At 66.9% G+C, this 16,696-nt stretch carries 16 protein-coding genes; 3 read left to right on the top strand and 13 right to left on the bottom strand.

Annotated features, from left to right (window positions below):
• Window positions 1-177 precede the first annotated feature (177 nt).
• From ACX80M_RS07845 to ACX80M_RS07825, 5 genes are all read right to left on the bottom strand, one after another.
• Window positions 178-1,764: an AfsR/SARP family transcriptional regulator gene (locus ACX80M_RS07845; protein ID WP_459309348.1), complete on the bottom strand. Its 1,587-nt coding sequence runs from the start codon at window positions 1,762-1,764 to the stop codon at window positions 178-180.
• A gap of 157 nt (window positions 1,765-1,921) precedes the next feature.
• Window positions 1,922-2,221: a hypothetical protein gene (locus ACX80M_RS07840; RefSeq protein WP_252565625.1), complete on the bottom strand. Its 300-nt coding sequence runs from the start codon at window positions 2,219-2,221 to the stop codon at window positions 1,922-1,924.
• 51 nt (window positions 2,222-2,272) lie between these two features.
• Entirely contained in the window at window positions 2,273-3,646 is a 1,374-nt protein-coding gene (locus ACX80M_RS07835) for a class I SAM-dependent methyltransferase (protein ID WP_459309347.1), read from the bottom strand.
• Window positions 3,643-4,374 (bottom strand): DUF1365 domain-containing protein, encoded by a 732-nt coding sequence (locus ACX80M_RS07830; RefSeq protein WP_252609522.1) that lies wholly within the window; start codon window positions 4,372-4,374, stop codon window positions 3,643-3,645. Before ACX80M_RS07830 ends, ACX80M_RS07835 begins: the two co-directional genes overlap by 4 nt.
• Window positions 4,371-5,747, bottom strand: coding sequence for an NAD(P)/FAD-dependent oxidoreductase (locus ACX80M_RS07825; RefSeq protein WP_459309346.1), 1,377 nt, complete (start codon window positions 5,745-5,747; stop codon window positions 4,371-4,373). The genes ACX80M_RS07830 and ACX80M_RS07825 overlap by 4 nt, the downstream gene beginning before the upstream one ends.
• 185 nt (window positions 5,748-5,932) lie before the next feature.
• Between ACX80M_RS07825 and ACX80M_RS07820 the strand changes: the two genes are divergently transcribed.
• Both ACX80M_RS07820 and ACX80M_RS07815 read left to right on the top strand, forming a co-directional pair.
• Window positions 5,933-6,850: a LysR family transcriptional regulator gene (locus tag ACX80M_RS07820; protein WP_252599504.1), complete on the top strand. Its 918-nt coding sequence runs from the start codon at window positions 5,933-5,935 to the stop codon at window positions 6,848-6,850.
• Window positions 6,851-6,895: 45 nt separating this feature from the next.
• Window positions 6,896-7,402, top strand: coding sequence for a DUF2004 domain-containing protein (locus tag ACX80M_RS07815; RefSeq protein WP_104060889.1), 507 nt, complete (start codon window positions 6,896-6,898; stop codon window positions 7,400-7,402).
• 108 nt (window positions 7,403-7,510) lie between these two features.
• On the opposite strand, the gene metE is transcribed toward ACX80M_RS07815, so the two are convergent.
• The 8 genes from metE to ACX80M_RS07775 form a co-directional block, all read right to left on the bottom strand.
• On the bottom strand, window positions 7,511-9,850 hold the full coding sequence (gene metE, locus ACX80M_RS07810) for a 5-methyltetrahydropteroyltriglutamate--homocysteine S-methyltransferase (RefSeq protein WP_252609518.1): 2,340 nt from the start codon (window positions 9,848-9,850) through the stop codon (window positions 7,511-7,513).
• A gap of 56 nt (window positions 9,851-9,906) precedes the next feature.
• The gene (locus ACX80M_RS07805; RefSeq protein ID WP_252599506.1) at window positions 9,907-10,872 is read right to left on the bottom strand and encodes a methylenetetrahydrofolate reductase; all 966 of its coding nucleotides are present in this window, start codon (window positions 10,870-10,872) and stop codon (window positions 9,907-9,909) included.
• Between the two features lie 376 nt (window positions 10,873-11,248).
• Window positions 11,249-11,998, bottom strand: coding sequence for a hypothetical protein (locus tag ACX80M_RS07800; RefSeq protein ID WP_252599507.1), 750 nt, complete (start codon window positions 11,996-11,998; stop codon window positions 11,249-11,251).
• Between the two features lie 116 nt (window positions 11,999-12,114).
• Window positions 12,115-13,140: a vWA domain-containing protein gene (locus ACX80M_RS07795; protein WP_252599508.1), complete on the bottom strand. Its 1,026-nt coding sequence runs from the start codon at window positions 13,138-13,140 to the stop codon at window positions 12,115-12,117.
• On the bottom strand, window positions 13,137-14,165 hold the full coding sequence (locus tag ACX80M_RS07790) for a vWA domain-containing protein (protein WP_252599509.1): 1,029 nt from the start codon (window positions 14,163-14,165) through the stop codon (window positions 13,137-13,139). The genes ACX80M_RS07795 and ACX80M_RS07790 overlap by 4 nt, the downstream gene beginning before the upstream one ends.
• On the bottom strand, window positions 14,156-14,626 hold the full coding sequence (locus ACX80M_RS07785) for a hypothetical protein (protein ID WP_252599510.1): 471 nt from the start codon (window positions 14,624-14,626) through the stop codon (window positions 14,156-14,158). The genes ACX80M_RS07790 and ACX80M_RS07785 overlap by 10 nt, the downstream gene beginning before the upstream one ends.
• The gene (locus ACX80M_RS07780) at window positions 14,616-15,266 is read right to left on the bottom strand and encodes a DUF58 domain-containing protein (RefSeq protein ID WP_445260434.1); all 651 of its coding nucleotides are present in this window, start codon (window positions 15,264-15,266) and stop codon (window positions 14,616-14,618) included. The genes ACX80M_RS07785 and ACX80M_RS07780 overlap by 11 nt, the downstream gene beginning before the upstream one ends.
• 36 nt (window positions 15,267-15,302) lie before the next feature.
• Window positions 15,303-16,310 (bottom strand): AAA family ATPase, encoded by a 1,008-nt coding sequence (locus ACX80M_RS07775; RefSeq protein WP_141140814.1) that lies wholly within the window; start codon window positions 16,308-16,310, stop codon window positions 15,303-15,305.
• Between the two features lie 155 nt (window positions 16,311-16,465).
• On the opposite strand from ACX80M_RS07775, the gene ACX80M_RS07770 reads away from it, so the two are divergent.
• The gene (locus ACX80M_RS07770) at window positions 16,466-16,669 is read left to right on the top strand and encodes a hypothetical protein (RefSeq protein WP_056341538.1); all 204 of its coding nucleotides are present in this window, start codon (window positions 16,466-16,468) and stop codon (window positions 16,667-16,669) included.
• Window positions 16,670-16,696: the final 27 nt, after the last annotated feature.

Raw genomic sequence — 16,696 nt, 5'->3', positions numbered from 1 at the left:
AGTATGTCATTTAATGCACTTTTAATCCACAGGCAGAGGCCCTCAAAATGTCCGGAATCCCGCCATTTTTGCGGACGTCATCCACACCCTGTGGAGTACTTAGCCACATTTTCCGGCCCGGCGTGTCGCCTGCGGGACGGCGCGTCGCGCGTGGCTCGAACAGGCCAAACCGGAGTCTTAGCTCCGTACCGTGGGCAGCGACGCCAAGAGGCCCATGGCGCGGTCGAGCAGGTCATCCATGCTTCCCCGGGCCGCTCCGGCCACAGCCTGCCTCGCCACGGCATCCGCACGGACCGTGTCCCCGGACTCCAGCGCCGCGCTGGCCTCTGCCAGGAGGATCTCAACCTGTACCCAGGCGTACGAATCAGTGACCCGGCTGCAGAGGATCCCCGCGTTCTTCATCCACTCCAGTGCAGTATCGGCGTTGCCTTCCAGCAAATGCGTGAGCCCGATGGTCTTCGCAGCAAGGCCTTCCCAGCAGGGGTCCTGCAGCTGGCGTGCGAGCGCGAAGGTTGCCTCCGCCTGCTCCCGGACCACCCCGGGCCGTTCTCCATCGGACAGACGGGCATGGGCCAGCCACGCTTCCGGCCAGGGCCGGAATGCCGTCCAGCGTTCGCGGCGGGCCAGTTCGCAGGATTGCCGGGCCCATTCTCCGGCCTCGTCCACGCGGCCCAGGAGGAACAGGCTTCGTGCCCCCAGTCCCAGGTTCCAGGCTTCACGCCTGACGGCACCGGCACTCCGGCTCAGCTCGACGGCGGCAGCGAACTGGTCGGCACCTGCTTCAAGCTTGCCCCAGTCGCTGAGGTTCATGGCTTCAAACCCGGCAATGGCAGCGTCGAGGGACGGATCCCCGGTTGCCAGCCCGCGGGCAGTTTCCAGGTATCCGGCGGCACTGGCCCGCCGTCCGGCGATGATGTCAACATAGGCCAGCTCCGACAGCGCCTTTGCCGCTACCGGCTCCGCGCCGGCGGCAGACGCCAGGTCTACGGCGGCGGCAAGAATGATAGAGCCTTCGTCGTCGTAGCCTCGAATTGAGTGGACGAGCGCCGCGCCGAGCTCGGTCAGGCAGCGGCTCAGCAGTTCCTTGTCGCCGGATAACTCGGCTGCGGCGGACGCTCCGCGCAGGCATTCGATCCCGGCGTCGGCAGCGCCGGCTGACAGGGCGGCAAGCCCGGCCTCGCACAGGGACTGGGCGGACGCGCGGGCTGAAACACCGGGTACCGGCGCCGCGACGGCGGGCCGTGCGGCCGCGCGGAGGGCCGCGGTGGGCCTTGTTCCGAGCTCGGCGGCGAACATTGCTTCGCTGGCGTCGGCCTGCCGGAGGGCAGCGTCCACATCACCGGATGAGGCCAGCGCCTTAACCAGCAGGATGTGCGGCCCTTCTTCGAAGGGCGCCCGTGCCACCATGGCCCGGGAAAGTTCCACGGCCCGGGCGGACTGCCGGGCAGAAAGCGCCCGAAGAGCGGCCTGCCTCAGGGCGCTGAGCACCTCACTGTCCACCCTCTGGCGCTCCACCAGGAGCCAGGACTCAAACCCTGGCGATCCCTTGACGTCGATCCCTTCCAGGAAGTGCCCTTCGGGAATCTCCGTTTCCAGCACGCCCCGCGAGAGTTCGGCCACGTCCACAGCTGTATCCGGACCGAGCCCGTGCGAGACAGGGTTGCCCCGGAAAGCTTCGGCCAGGCCCGTTTTCCGACGCAGTTCAGCCAGCGTCCACCGCAGTGCCCCCATGGGATCGTCGGCGTCAGAAAACAGCTCATCCACGAGAACCTGGCGGGAAACCGGCCCCGATGACCGGACCAGCCTCCCCAATACGGCCCAGCTCTTGTGGCCTCTGGGCCCGGGAATCGGCTGGCCGTCGCGTTCAAGACCCAATCTGCCGATCAACCGAAGGCGCAGCACAAGCACAATGTAGCAACGCTCAGGCAGCCAGCACCAGAGCGGGTGCCGGATTGAGCTGCGCCAGGAGTTCAGCCTGGGCGGGCGCACCCAACTCACGCACCAACACACCGTGAACGATGCCAAATGCCCGCAGCCGGGCTACCTCCGAACCGTCCCAGTCATTGAGCGCGGCCGCCGCGCCCGGCGCAAACGGCTGGACCGCGGATGCCATCATCTCCAGGGTCCGGCGATCCCTCTGGGTGCCCTCAGCCACGATACGGTCGGCTGTGAGGGTGATGAAGGTATTCAGTTCTGCTGTGGTGTTCCAATTAGTTTCCATAACTGGAGTTTCCAGCGCCGGCGTGTGACCGTGCGTGTGACCACCTGAAAATTAAAGCTGAGCCTCCCTGCGGTCCAGGACAATCTGCTGCACGTCCAGGTAGCCGGACTGGAAACCCGCCCGTGAATAGCACAGGTAGAACAGCCACATCCGCTGGAAAACGGCGTCGAACCCCAGCCCGCCCACCTCCAGTGAGCGGGCCATGAACCGCCCCTCCCAGAGGCGCAGGGTCGCGGCGTAGTGATCGCCCAGGCCCATCCGTTCCCGCACGCGGAGTGTGGTGTGCTGCTGGGTCACGCTTTCGATGGCCCGCACTGAGGGAAGGAAGCCACCGGGGAAAATGTACTTGTGCACCCAGGTGTACGCGTTGCGCGTAGCCAGCATGCGGCCGTGCGGCATGGTGATGGCCTGGATGGCCACCTTCCCGCCCGGGGCCAGCACGCGGTCAATGGTCTGGAAGTAGATGGGCCAGTACTCATAACCAACCGCCTCGATCATCTCCACCGACACCACGGCGTCGAACTCGCCCTCCACGGCCCGGTAATCCTGCAGCGCAACCGTCACCTGGTCTGCGTAACCGGCAGCCGCAATCCTTTCCTGCGCCAGCGCCCGCTGCTCACTGGACAGCGTCACGCTGTAAACGGTGGCACCACGGGCTGCTGCCCGGAGGGCCAGTTCACCCCAGCCGGTGCCGATCTCCAGCAGCCGCGTGCCTGATCCGACGCCGGCCTTGTCCAGCAGCCTGTCGATCTTGGTCTGCTGGGCCTCCGCCAACGCGTCCCACGGGACCGCATCCAGCGCACCGTCGCTCAGCGGGAAAAGCGCCGAGGAGTAGCTCATGGTGGTGTCCAGGAAGTTGGAGAAGAGCTCGTTGGAGAGGTCGTAGTGCCGCGAGATGTTGCTGCGCGTGTTGTGCTCTTCATTGCGTTCCTGCCGCGGCGTCCGGGGCAAGTACAGGGTCCGCAGCTTCTGCAGCGGAGCGGGAATCAGCGTGTCCACGGACGCGGCGAAGACCTCCAGCACCCCGGTGAGGTCTGATGCTTCCCAGTCCCCCGCCATAAACGACTCGCCCAGCCCGATCAGGCCGTTGTCCCCGATCCGCACTTCGAACGCTGCCGGCCTGAGCATGGTCATCACCGGCGCGTCCAGGCCGCCGGTGCCCAGCACTGAACCGTCCGGGTAGGCAACGCGCAGGGGCAGCCGGCGCACCGCCGCCTTGAACAGCAGGCCGGCGGCCTTGCCCGCCACCAGCGCTTTAGTGCCCGACGGCGCGTGGGCAACACCGGGCCACACTTCCGGATCGATGGTGGCCGGCGACGCCGGTACCCCGGCAGCGGTCCGTTCCGTCACCGGGTGCCGTGCGGCTGACTTCGCGGCGGAGACCTCCGCAGTCGCGGCTGTTCCGTTCTCATCGGTCATTGTCATTGGACTGCCTCCTGTGAGGGGTGATGTGGTTTTTTGATGACTGGCAGGCGTCGAGCCCAGAGTTTGATGCCCTGGATCCGGATCAGCGCCGATACCAGCAGCGGCGCGGCCGGGACGGCAATGGCCGCTGCCAGGATGTTCCTGACGGTGGCCGGGTGCCGGTCCCCGTCCATGGTTGCGGCGAACGGCCGTTGACCTTCCCGCTCCAGGACGATGGAGACGGACAGCCGTTGCTCCGGGGCGGGCAGCTTCATCCGGTACTGCCCGTCAACGTCATTGAACGGTGAAACGTAGAAGGCCTTGGGCACGCTGGCCCGGCCGGAAAGATCCGTTTCCAGGAGGTAGCAGTGGCGTTCGCCGTAGGTGTTGTGGACCTCGGCGATGACGCACTGCAGCTCCCCGGACATCCGGTAGCACCAGAAGATGGTGAGCGGGTTGAAGACGTGGCCGAAAACCCGGGCGCTGGTCAGCATCCGGATGGCCCCGCCGTCGGGCTCTATCCCCCGGGTCAGCAGGAACCGTTCCACGTTGCTGCGGATGGTGTCCTCGGGATCGCCGAGGTGGTCGGCGGCCCGGAAGACAGCCAGCGGCCGCATGAGCCGGGGCAGGACGGGGATCCGGTCCACGTCCACAAACCAGCTGTAGCTCCGGTAGGTGAACGCATTCTTCAGCGGCGTCTGGCGCACGTGGGAAATGGACGTGCGGTAGATGGCTGCGGTTGAGCTCATGCGCCCTCCGAGGCTGGGAGCAGTTCGGGCTCGGGTGCCTGGATCCCGGAAGTGTCCCAGGTGCGTCCCAGGCTCGCGGCGGCACGGACACCGGCCAGGGCGCCGTCCTCATGGAACCCCCAGCCCAGGTAGGCGCCGGCGTAGGCAATGCGGTCATCACTCAGGGCCGCAATGCGCTGCTGTGCCCGCAATGATTCGGGGGTGTACTGGGGGTGTTCGTAGACCATGCGTTCAAGGACCCGGTCCTCGGCGATGAGCTCGGACTCCCCCAGGCTCACCAAGTACGGCTGGCCATCGGCCGGCTCCAGGCGCTGCAGACGGGTGAGGTCGTAGCTGACCAGCACCTTGTCCGGGCGGGCTTCGCAGCCCGGGAGCCGGTAGTTCCAGGACGCCCTGGCATTGTCCGCGGAGGGCAAAACGGCCGGGTCCCGGTGGAAAACCGTGTGGTTGACCGAGTACGGCATCTGCCCCAGGGCTTCCCTTTCGGCCGGCGTGGCGTCCGCGAGGAAGCCCAGGGCCTGGGCCGGGTGCGTGGCGATGACCACGGCCTCGAAATCCTCGACTCCGTGGTCGGTGTCCACTTCCACGCCGAGGGCGTGGCGCCGGATAGCGGTGACCGGGCTGCTAAGCCTGATGTCCGGGAGCGTGGCGGCCAACTTCGCCACGTACTGCCCCGAACCGCCGGTGACCGTCCGCCACTGCGGCGAACCCTTGACGCCCAGCATGCCGTGGTGGCCCAAAAACGTGAAGAGGTAGCGCGCCGGATAGGACAGTGCCGTGGTGGGATCGCACGACCACACCGCGCTGACCACCGGCGTCATGAAATGGGAGATGAAGTACTTGCTGAAGCGTTCCTTTGCCAGGAAGTCACCGAGGGTCAGCTCCGCGCCGCCCGCACCAGGGCCGGCGTCGGACGCGGGAGCCGACTCAATCAGAGTGCGGGCCCTGCGGTAGAAGCGCATGAGCTCCAGCAGCATCAGCAGGTAGCGTCCGCGCAGCAGGCTGGACGGGCGGGCGATGATGCCGCGACCGCCCCCACGGGCCCCGGCGTATTCCAGGCCGCAGCCGTCACAGCGGACGGACATACTCATTTCGGAGTCCTGCGTCTCCACGCCCAGCTCGGCGAACAGCCGCAGCAGGGTGGGATAGGTCCGCTCGTTGTGGACGATGAAGCCGGTGTCGATGCCGAGGACGGATCCATCCGGCTGCGCGACATTGTGGGTGTGGGCGTGGCCGCCCAGCCTGCTGTCCGCCTCGAAAAGGGTGACGTTGTCTTGCCGGTTCAGGACATACGCGGCCGTCAGGCCGGCCACTCCGCTGCCCACGACGGCGATGCGCCGTCCGTGCGGCTTGAAGGTCGAGTTCCCTGCCAAAGACACTGTTTTGCTCCCCTGCTCGGACTGCATGTGCGCTTGCTCGGTGCAAACTCTCTAGGGGCAGTTCGACGCCGTGGGGCCGGTGGATGACTGAGTTGCGGTAAATCTTTGTGCCAGAATGAAGCGGGCGTTCCATCCCCGGCACACCGCAGTGCCAAGGCGGCCCTGACCGAAGGACAGCGTTGGTAAATCCCGTACATCTGAAGACCCTCCTGGAAGTTACCCGGCTGGGCTCGTTCGCGGCCGCAGCGGCACGCCTGGGCTACACGGCGTCGGCGGTCTCGCAACAGATGTCCGCCCTGGAACGCGAAACGGGCGTGGTCCTGTTCCAGCGTTCGGCCCGCAGCGTGGTCCCCACGGAAGCGGCGGAAGTGATGACCCGGCACGCCGCGAAGGTGCTGACGGACATCGAAGCGCTGATGGCGGCAGCCTCCAAGACACACAGCAGCACCAGCCAGGAGCTCCGGCTGGGAATCTTCCCCAGCCTGGCTACCTATGTCCTCCCGCGCATCCTGAAGAATCCGGCGTGGAAGGACCTGGCCATCGACCTCAAAGTAACGGTGGCCGAACCGGCCCAGACCATCCAGGGACTGCGCACCGGCGGAGAGCTGGATGTGGCGCTCGTTTTCCAGGTGGGCCAGTCCGGGCTCGCCTGGCCGCACACTATTAACCGGCAGTGGATCGGCGATGACAACTTCCGCGTAGTGCTCCCCGCGGGCTGGGGTTTCCGCACGGACGCCAAGGTGGCGGCGGACCATTTGTCCGAGCTGCCCTGGATCATGCACCACCCCGGGAGCCCCGATGCCGTAGTGATTGAGCGTCTCTTTGCCAGCTGCAACCTGCATCCGCGCGTGGTGGCCCACAGCGACGACTTCCATGCCAGCCTCGAAATGGCGGCCGCCGGACTGGGCGCGGCGCTGGTGCCCGAGCTCGCATTGCGGAACCGGCCGGCCGGCGTTGTAGTGCTGGACGTTCCCGAGATCCGGCTGGCCCGGAACGTGTTTGCCCTGCTCATCAACGAGAAGAAGACCGCCCGGGTGCAGCTGTTTGTGGACCTGCTCGCCGAGACGATGGCCGCTGCGGGGTCCTCAGGCAATTAGCCCGGAATGCTGGAAAGCGCAGCACTTGGGGGCTATGTTGAAGGTATGAACAGGGTAGCGAGCCAGCACTTTGGAGAAATCGAGCTCAACCACGGCAGGGATCACAACATCGCCGCCAAACATGAGCTGGGTGGCCAGGTACTGGAACTTGACCTGAACATCAACGCACACGACCACTTTGACGAAGCGGCCATGCACAAGGTGGACTACCGGCTGCGGTTCCTCCCCGAACTGGTGGATGAGGTGCGGCAGATGATCGCCGACGAGCTGGAGCAGGAAGGCACCAGCCCCCAGGAATACCTCCACTTCCACTGCAGCGCCCTCAAGGACGAGCACCTGCAGAAAGTCTTCGGCGTGGAGGAACGCAGCCAGCTCACCAACGACGTCTTCCTCAAAGCCCTCAAACTCGGCCACGTGGGCATCTTCCCCGGACAGCCTGAACGCTACTTCGTGATGGACTTCACCCTGGGCTCACACTTCACGGACGAGGTCCTGGTGGTAGCCGCCGACGAAGACGGCGTGGTGGACGACGAAATCCTCTGGGAGTCCTGAACCCTTAACGCACGACGGCGGCCGGTCACCTTTCGGTGACCGGCCGCCCGTTCGCTATCCGGTGGTTGAGCTTGTCCAGGTTTCGACAAGCTCAACCACCGGGTGTTGTTACTTCGCGGACTCCAGCAGGCCGGCGCGGACCGTCTTGGTGGCCTTGACCAAGTTGCGCAGGGACTCTTCGGTCTCGGCGTAGCCGCGGGTCTTCAGGCCGCAGTCCGGGTTGACCCAGAGCTGGCGTGACGGGACGTGCTTGACGGCGGTGGCCAGGAGTTCAGTGACCTCCGCTTCGCCCGGAACACGCGGCGAGTGGATGTCGTAGACGCCCGGACCAACGCCGCGGCCGAAGCCGTGGGACTCGAGGTCGTGGACAACCTCCATGCGGGACCGTGCTGCTTCGATGGAGGTGACGTCGGCGTCGAGGCCGTCAATGGCGTCGATGATCACGCCGAATTCCGAGTAGCAGAGGTGGGTGTGGATCTGCGTGGCGTCGGCCGCACCGGCGGTGGCCAGTCGGAAGGAATCCACTGACCACAACAGGTAAGCGGCGTGGTCGGCCTTGCGCAGCGGCAGGAGTTCGCGCAGTGCGGGCTCGTCCACCTGGATGACCTTGATGCCGGCAGCCTCGAGGTCCGCGATTTCGTCGCGGAGGGCCAGGCCAACCTGGTTGGCGGTCTCGCCCAGGGGCTGGTCGTCGCGGACGAAGGACCAGGCCAGGATGGTGACCGGACCGGTGAGCATGCCCTTCATGGGCTTGCTGGTCAGCGACTGGGCGTACTCGGCCCAGGCCACCGTGATGGGGGCGCTGCGGGTGACGTCGCCCCAGAGGATGGACGGGCGGGTGCAGCGGGAGCCGTAGGACTGGACCCAGCCGTGGACCGTGACGTCGAAGCCTTCGAGGTTCTCGGCGAAGTACTGGACCATGTCGTTGCGCTCGGGCTCGCCGTGCACCAGGACGTCGTAGCCGAGCTCTTCCTGCAGCTCGACGACGCGCTTGATCTCGTCCTTCATGAGCTGCTCGTACTGCTCGTTGGTGAGGTCGCCCTTGTTGTTGCGGGCACGCGCCGAGCGGATTTCGGACGTCTGCGGGAAGGAACCGATGGTGGTGGTGGGCAACGGCGGCAGGTGCAGGGCCTCTTCCTGGGCGGCTTCGCGGACTGCGTAGGCGGAGCGGCTGAAGTCCGCCGGGGTCAGAGCCCCGATGCGGGCACGGACGTCGTCGCGGCGCACGCCCTCGGCAGTGGCGCGGGCGGCGATGACGGCCGATGCCTCGTCGATGGCTGCCTTGGCGGAGGCCGGATCGGCCAGGTAGGACGCGAGGGTCTTGACCTCTACGGCCTTCTGGTCGGCGAACGCGAGCCAGCTGCGCAGCTCGTCGGAGAGCTGGCCTTCTTCAGTGACGTCGTGCGGCACGTGCTGGGTGGAGGTAGAGGTGCTGACGGCGATCCGGCCGGCGGCAGCCTTCAGTTCGTCCAGCTTGGCGGCGGCGACGGCGAGGTCGTTGCGCCAGATGTTGTGGCCGTCAACGACGCCGGCAACCAGGGTCTTGTTGCCAAGGCCGGCCAGGGCCGCTGCGGAGGGGACCGCACCCTTGAAGGCGTCGATGTGCAGGGCGTCGATGTTGGTGGCGGCAAGCGTGCCCAGCTGGCCATCGAGGGCGCCGTACGGGGTGGAGACGAGGATCTGCGGGCGCTTGGCTGCACCGGAGAGGACTTCGTAGGCGCGGGCAACGGCTGCTTCGATTTCGGCGGCCGGGGTGTCCTGATCAACAACCAGTGCGGGCTCGTCAAGCTGGATCCAGCTGGCGCCTGCGGCGGCGAGCTTCTCGAGCAGCTGTACGTAAACCGGCAGGACGTCTTCGAGGCGGGACAGCGGAGCGAAGCCTGCGGGGGCCTCATCTGAAGCCTTGGAGAGCAGCAGGTAAGTGACCGGGCCAACGATGTACGGGCGGGTCTCGATGCCGTTGGCCAGGGCGAACTCGAATTCATCAACGATGCGGTTGGAGGCGAGGGTGAACTCGGTCTCCGGGCCGATCTCCGGAACGAGGTAGTGGTAGTTCGTGTCGAACCACTTGGTCATTTCCAGTGGCTGCTGGTCCTTGGTGCCACGGGCCAGGGTGAAGTAGCCGTCGATGTCGAGCTGGCCTTCGGCGTTGAGGAGCTTGCCGAAGCGGGCCGGGACAGCGCCGAGGTGGGCGGTGGCGTCCAGGACCTGGTCGTAGTAGGAGAACGTGCCCGGAACAGCGGCGGCTTCGGTGAGGCCCAGTTCCTGCAGGCGCTTGGCGATGGTCAGCTGGATGCCCTTGGCGGCGGCGTCCAGGGCAGCAGCGTCGATCTTGCCGGCCCAGTAGGCTTCGATGGCCTTTTTGAGCTCGCGGCGGCGGCCGATGCGCGGGTAGCCGAGGAGTGACGCGGCCGGGAACGGAGTGGCGGGGGTGTTCTGTTCAGTCATGGGAGATTCCTTGAGTGTTAGTGGAAACTGTGAATGGTCTGGCGGATGTTGGAAGGTCAGCTGGCGAGCTGGCGCCGGAGGGTGGCGCTGCGGCGGGCAACTGAACGGGACTGGCGCGGAAGTGCCAGTTTGTCCAGCACCTCCAGCGCGCTCTGGTGTTCGTTGAAGGTGTAGATGTGGATGCCCGGCGCTCCGGCCTCGAGGGCCGCGTTGGCCAGGTCCACCGTGGCCCGGACACCGATCCGGAGTCGTTCGCTGTCGCTGTCCGCCGCGGCCAGGCGGGCCAGGAGTTCCGGTGCCGGTTCAACGCCGGTCAGTTCGCCGAGCCGTGTGACCCGGCGCAGGCTGGTGAGCGGCATAACGCCCGGGATGATGGGGATGGTGACCCCGGCCCGGCGTGCGCGGCTGATGAGGTTCGCGTACTGCTCGGTATGGAAGAAGACCTGCGTGATGGCAAAGTCGGCGCCGGAACGCTGCTTGGCGAGCAGCACCTCGACGTCGTGGGCTTCACTGGGTGATTCCGGGTGCCGGGTGGGGTACGCGGCGACGCCCACGGCGATCTTGCCTGCACACAGCAGGGCCGACCGCCGCTGTTCAACCCGCCGGATAAGTTCGATCAGGTCCTGCGCATACCGCAGTGACCCTGCGGCGAGCGGTGCACCGTCCTTGGGCTGGTCGCCCCGGAGGGCCAGGATGCCCCGGACCCCGGTGTCCAGGAGGTCGCCGATGATCTCCGCAAGTTCCTCCGGCGTGTTGCCCACGCAGGTGAGGTGGGCGAGGGGCCGGAGCGTGGTTTCCAGGAGGAGCCTGTTGATGAGTTCGACGGCGGTGTCCCGGTTCGAGCCACTGGCACCGTAGGTGACGGAGACATAGTCCGGCTCGGTGGTTTCCAGTTCCCGGATGGTGGTCCAGAGCGACTCGGCCGCGGCCGGCGAGCGGGGCGGGAAGAGCTCGTACGAGAGCGCCACGGGGGCAGTCTCGGTGAGGTTCGGATGCGTTTCAATAAGGCTTGGCGGTGACATTTGCGTCCTTGGCTTTGGGCCATTGCCGGCTACCGGTCAGCAAATGTGACGGTGAAGCCGGGAATGAATTTGAGTTTGGGAACACGAAAAACTCCACAGGGACGCAGCCGCGACTGTTACGCCTGTAATGAAGTTGTCCGTGAGCAAATGTCAGGCCCACATGGGGGCACCCACACCCTCCACAATCGGAGGATCGCTGACACGTTACCTCGGTAACTTGTATAGAACTCTAGGAGCCCGCGGGGCACCCTTCAAGTCCACTGCCGAATTAAGACGCAGCTTTACGGCGTGTTTCGCATTGGTGCAGAATTTTGTTCGCCATATTGGTCAACGGATTCATCGGGGCATACTGCAGACCCGCCGCTGCCTTGGCCTGTTACCAGGGCCGGTCAACACCCGGCCCGAAGCCATCGTCCCGGAGGTACTCGTCCCGCTCCTGCCCGGAATTCCGCTCGCTTTGGGCTTCCCTGGCCCTGTCCCTGAGCTGCTCAAGCTGGCTCTGCTGGCCCGGATCCGCCGGAAGCGCGTCCTGCCCAGGCGCTTCCGGCGGTTGCGGGGTGGTGTTGTCCGCAGCCGCTGCATCGGCCTTTTGCTGCAGCCGCTCCGCCGCCTGTTTCAGTTGCTCCCCCGCGCCGGATTCGGCGCTGGCATCAGCGCCGGCATCCGCGCCGGAGGCAAAGCAGCCCTCCGGAGCAGCCTCCACCACCGCAACGCCTTCGGCGAACAGCCGGGCCGCCGCCGTCGGATCTTCTGTTTTGGCCTCGGCGTCACCGAGGCGTTCGATGGTGAGGGCCAGGTTGACCCGGACGACGCACTCGTCGGCCGGGCCCGCCAGGGACAGTGCTTCCTCGAAACGTTGGCGGGCACCAGCGAAGTCCCCGGCGAGGAACAGGCCGTCACCCTCGGCGAACGGCGCCTTGTGCGGCTCGATGAAATTGGCGGTCCTCAGTCCGCCCGCAGCATCCGCCACGCTGCCGGAGTCCCCGGCCGCGAAGGACCGGGCAGCAGTGTCGGCGAGGATGCCCACGCTGAGCATCTTCGCGGCCAGGCACAGGACCAGGAGTGCGGGCAGCGCAGACCACCACAACAGCCGACGGCGTCGCTCCCGCCGGTCCCGCGAGGTCACTGGCGGTGCCTGTTTCTGCGGTGCCGGTTCCTGGGGTGCCGGTTCCGGGGGTGCCGGCGTGGGCGTTGGCGTTGGCGTTGGCGTTGGCGTTGGCGTTGGCGTTGGCGTTGGCCGCATCATGTTCGAACTCCCGCTCCGGGCCGGAGCTGCCGCCATTGGCGCAGCACCAGGAAAGTTTCGCGGAGAGCCAGCAGGAACACTCCAGCGGCGAGGAGCCAGTACAGCTCGGTCCGGCCGGCAACGCCGCCATCCGCCGGTGCCCATTGGAAGTCCCCGGGATCAGCGGCCTGCATCATCGGCGCCACCGGGTCACCGGCCGAACGGTGGACATAGGGCACCCCCAGCTGACCGGCAATCCCTTGCAGGCGGCCTTCGTCGATGACCGATAGAGCCTCCTTGCCGGTTCCGGACGACCGGTCCTGGATGTAGCCTGCGCCGGCGTCCTGCCCCGAACCCTGACCCGTGTTTTCCTTCATCCGGCCGCCGTCCGCCGTGCCGTAGCCGAGCACCGCGCCGCCGTCCACCAGGCCGCCGGCGAGCCTGATCGCCGCCGGCGCCTTGGCGCTGGTCTGTTCCCCGTCGCCCAGGTAGTAGACCAGGCACGCCCGTTCGGGATGGCTGTCCCGCGCGGCGCGCAGCCGCTCCGCCAGCAAGGTTCCGGCAGCGGTGACGCTGCTGCCCTTCGAAAATGCCGTGACCTGCGGATGCAGGACGGACACGCTGGCGTCCAGGGCGGTGGCGTCGGTGGTGAGGGGCATCCGGACAATGGCGTTGCTGTCGAACGTCAGGAGCGAAAAGCGGGGCCCGGCCAGTTCACCCGCGATGGCCATGATGTCCTGCCGCACCCCGTCCAGCCGGGGCGAGCCGTCGCCGTAGTCTTCGGCAGCGATGCTGCTGCTGGTGTCCACCACAAAGAAAACGTTGACATCCGCCGCCGCGGCCTGGGAGCTTCCGCCGGGAACACCCGGCCGGAGCGCCGCGGCCAGGAGCAGCAGCACCAGGGCGCTCCTGAACAGCCAGTCGCGGCGTGTACCGGCAGACTGCACCCGCGACGCTTGGACGAGACGCCAGACCAGAAACAGCACGGTCGCGGCGATGAGCGGGACCATAACCCACCAGGGAAGGATCGGTTGCAGTGTCATGGCCGGAGCCTCCACGACGCGCCCGCCAGTACCAGGCCGGACAGGAGTGCCAGCGTGAGCGGCAGCTCAGGCCGGTCCGAGACCACGGCCCGGGGTGCTCCCTTCATGGCCGTGGCTTCGGTTTCCTGCGCGGAATGGACGAGGTCCGCCACAGCCTCCGGGCTGTCCAGTTGGTGGTACGCCCCACCGCTGGCTTCGGCCGCTGTGCGCAACCTGGCTCCGGGCTGGCCGGGGCCGGGTCCGTAGTCAAAGTCGCCGGGGTTCAGGGCGTAAACACGCACATCGCGCTCCTTGGCCAGGGCGGCCGCCTGTTCCAGGGTGAAGATGGGATCGCCGGACAGGTAGTTGTCCGTTGCCAGGACGATGGACCGCGAGCGCCGCTGACCGGCTTCAGGGGTGCCGGTCTCCGCTCTGCGGGCATCCGCGGCGCCGGTGTACGGGAACCCGTTGACGCAGGATGCCAGGCCGTCGCCGATCAGTGACGATCCGCGGCCGTTCCAGGTGCCGTCCAGGAACCCCGCGCTGCCGGGGCTTCCCTCGAACGCGTTTTGGGCCAGCTGGAGTTGTTCCTGGACATACCCATAGTCGTCGGTGAGGGGGAAGACCTGGACGGCGCTGCTGTCGAAGACGGTGAGGCCGATCCGTTCGCCGTCGAACTCCTTCGCCAGTTCGGCAAACACCTGCACCACGGCCGCGTCGGCGCTGCTCATGGAGCCCGACGTGTCCAGGCACAGCATGATGTCCCGGTTGCGTTGCTCCGGCTGGATGGTGGTCAGTTCCACCGGACGCGCCGCCGCGGCCACCGCGGAGACCAGCAAGGTTGTGGCTGCGAGAGCGGCTACGGCCAGCCATCGGCGGTGCCGGCGGAGGGCCGCCTGGTATTCGGGCAGCGCGGTGAGGCGGTCCGCATTGGCCACCGGCCGCCGTCGAGCGTTTGCGTGGCGGTCCGGGCGGTAGGCGCGCCATCCTGCCAGGGCCGCGATGACCAGCGCCGGAGGGATCAGCCACCAGAACATCAGTTCCATTGCCGCACCGCCTGGCGGGCAGTCGCGGCCGATTGCGTGACCGGCGGCAGCGGTTCCAGGCCGAACTCGCCCGGGTAGATCTTGCGGACAACCTCGGCCACTGGGGGCAGCGGGTGCCCGTGCAGCTCCGCAAGGGTCATCCTGGGGGCGTCAATGCCGGTGACGTCGCGGGCGAACCGGCGGACCAGCAGGCTAAGTTCCTGGTGCGCCTCCCGTGCGGTCAGCAGCCCGGCGGCGGCGTCTGCCGTGACGGCGTCGATCCTTTGCAGGTAGGCCTCCTTGAGGCCCGCAAGGTCCGACGGCGGCGCGAACCGGGGCGCCTGCTCCGGCACCTTCGGTTCGCGCGTGCTCAGGAAAACGAACGCGTACCAGCCCAGGACCGCTGCCAGTAGGGCGAGCCCTGTCCACAGCCACGCCTGGCTGTACTGGAGGGGTCCGTAGATGCCCGGGTCAGCCTGCACGCCGGTGCCTTTCCAGGAGGGCGAAGAGTTCCGTCATGACCGCACTGCTGCCGGTCACGTGGCCTTGGGTAATGCCGGCGCGGCGGAGCATGGCCTGCCGGGCGGCGTCCCGTTCCCCTGTTGCCTTGGCATAGGCCGCCGCGACTGCCGGGGAGGCTGCCAGGTGTGCTGGCAGCATCGACGAGTCTGCCACGCTGAAGGCGTCCTGGCCGGTGTTTCCTTCCCCGGCCAAGTCAGCGTCCCGGATGGTGAGCCAGAGGACCTCATGCTGGGCACGGAGGCGGCGGAGCAGCTGTTCCGTGTCGGGGCCGGCGGCATGTTCGTCGGACACCACAAACAGCAGGAACCGGCCCTTGACGTTGCGGGCCACGTACTCCAGCTGGTCCTCGATCCTGCTGGGGCCAGAGTCCAGGGAGGTGGATGAGTCAACCTCGCGCAGGAGCCGTTCCAGATGCGGCTCACCGGCTTTGGCCGGGATGGAGCGTGTCCCGTTGCGGTCGCCGCAGACCAGGCCCACTACGTCGCCATGCCGGTGCGCCAGGTAGCCCACCACGCCGAATGCCATCACGGCGATGTCCTTTTTGGTTTCGCCGTCGCGGGACTCTGCGGCCATGCCTCGGCCTGTATCGGCAATCAGCAGGACGGTCCGCGCTGCAGGAGACTGGTCACTGCTGGCTCAGGGAGTCTGGACAGAGGCCACGACCGCGTCGATGATCGTCTCCACCGGCACCTGCTCGGCGACGGCGTCGAACCCCAGGATGAGGCGGTGCCGGAGCACACGGTGGGCGAGGGACTTCACGTCCTCCGGGATCACGTGGTCCCGGCCGTTGAGAAGTGCCACTGCCCGGGCGGCCTGGCTGAAGGCAATGCTGGCGCGCGGGCTGGCGCCGAACTCGATGAAGCCGGCGAGCCGCTGGTCGATGTACTGCCCGGCGTTCCGGGTGACGAACACCAGGCCCACGATGTAGTTGATGACGGCCGGGTCGATATAGATCCGCTTCACGAGAGCCTGGACGCCGATGACGGCGTCCAGTGAGGCGGCGGCCGCCGGCTTCTGCTCGGCGCTGAAGACCCCGGCGTCGATCCGGCGGATGATTTCCGTTTCCTCGGCCGGCGTGGGGTAGTCCAGCACGTCCTTGAGCATAAAGCGGTCCATCTGCGCCTCCGGCAGCTGGTACGTGCCTTCCTGCTCGATGGGGTTCTGCGTGGCCAGCACCATAAACGGGGACGGCAGCCGGTACTCCTCTCCCCCGATGGAGGTCTGCCGCTCCTGCATGGCCTCCAGCATGGCGCTTTGGGTCTTGGCGCTGGAGCGGTTGATCTCATCAAGCAGGACGATGTTGGCGTGCACCGGCCCCAGCTGCGTGATGAAGGTGCCCTTGGCGGCGTCGTAGATCTGCGTGCCCACGATGTCGCTGGGGAGCAGGTCCGGCGTGCACTGTATCCGGCGGAACTCTGCGCTGACTGCTTCGGCCACGGTCTGGGCGGCGGTGGTCTTCGCCAGGCCCGGAACGCTTTCCAGCAGGATGTGCCCACCGGTCATCAGGCCCACCAGCAGGGATTCACGCAGCCGTGCCTGGCCCACCACTTTGGCATCGAAGCTGCGGGAAATGTTCGCCACTACCTGCTGTGCACGGGCCAGTTCCGCCGGTTCGATTCGTGCGGGCGCACTGGTTTGAAGCAATGGATTTCCCCCTGATGGCTGGTGGTCTACGGATGTTAGCCCGGGTGTGCTGCCGTGCGGCTGCACTCCGTCCGCCATCCTATCCAAGACACCTCCCGGTGCGGCCGCAATGGAGACCCCTCCCCATCGCGGCTCTGCAGGTCTATTCTTTTGCCATGAGTGAGCTTCCAGCCAGTTACAAAGAGTTTCTCGCCGACAAGAGCGAGCGGTTCATCCTTGCCGTCAAGCCTGTTCTGCAGCAGTCCGCTGCCGACAAATCCCATGGTGTCCGGGTTACCTACAACGCGGGTCCCACCGGCCACCAGGCCCACCTCGATGACAGCATCCCCTTCGGCGTGGTGGTGGAGGACATCGACTGAGGTTCCGGCCGGCTTCGCAAGCCGCGC

The organism is Pseudarthrobacter sp. MDT1-22 (genome assembly GCF_054511035.1).
This window is presented reverse-complemented; position numbering and strand designations above follow the sequence as displayed.

What these genes read in the sequence shown, in the direction of transcription:
- ACX80M_RS07840 (WP_252565625.1), bottom strand. Translation starts at nt 2,221, where the DNA reads ATGGAAACTAATTGGAACACCACAGCAGAACTGAATACCTTCATCACC.
- ACX80M_RS07835 (WP_459309347.1), bottom strand. Translation starts at nt 3,646, where the DNA reads ATGACAATGACCGATGAGAACGGAACAGCCGCGACTGCGGAGGTCTCC.
- ACX80M_RS07830 (WP_252609522.1), bottom strand. Translation starts at nt 4,374, where the DNA reads ATGAGCTCAACCGCAGCCATCTACCGCACGTCCATTTCCCACGTGCGC.
- ACX80M_RS07815 (WP_104060889.1), top strand. Translation starts at nt 6,896, where the DNA reads ATGAACAGGGTAGCGAGCCAGCACTTTGGAGAAATCGAGCTCAACCAC.
- metE (WP_252609518.1), bottom strand. Translation starts at nt 9,850, where the DNA reads ATGACTGAACAGAACACCCCCGCCACTCCGTTCCCGGCCGCGTCACTC.
- ACX80M_RS07805 (WP_252599506.1), bottom strand. Translation starts at nt 10,872, where the DNA reads ATGTCACCGCCAAGCCTTATTGAAACGCATCCGAACCTCACCGAGACT.
- ACX80M_RS07795 (WP_252599508.1), bottom strand. Translation starts at nt 13,140, where the DNA reads ATGACACTGCAACCGATCCTTCCCTGGTGGGTTATGGTCCCGCTCATC.
- ACX80M_RS07790 (WP_252599509.1), bottom strand. Translation starts at nt 14,165, where the DNA reads ATGGAACTGATGTTCTGGTGGCTGATCCCTCCGGCGCTGGTCATCGCG.
- ACX80M_RS07770 (WP_056341538.1), top strand. Translation starts at nt 16,466, where the DNA reads ATGAGTGAGCTTCCAGCCAGTTACAAAGAGTTTCTCGCCGACAAGAGC.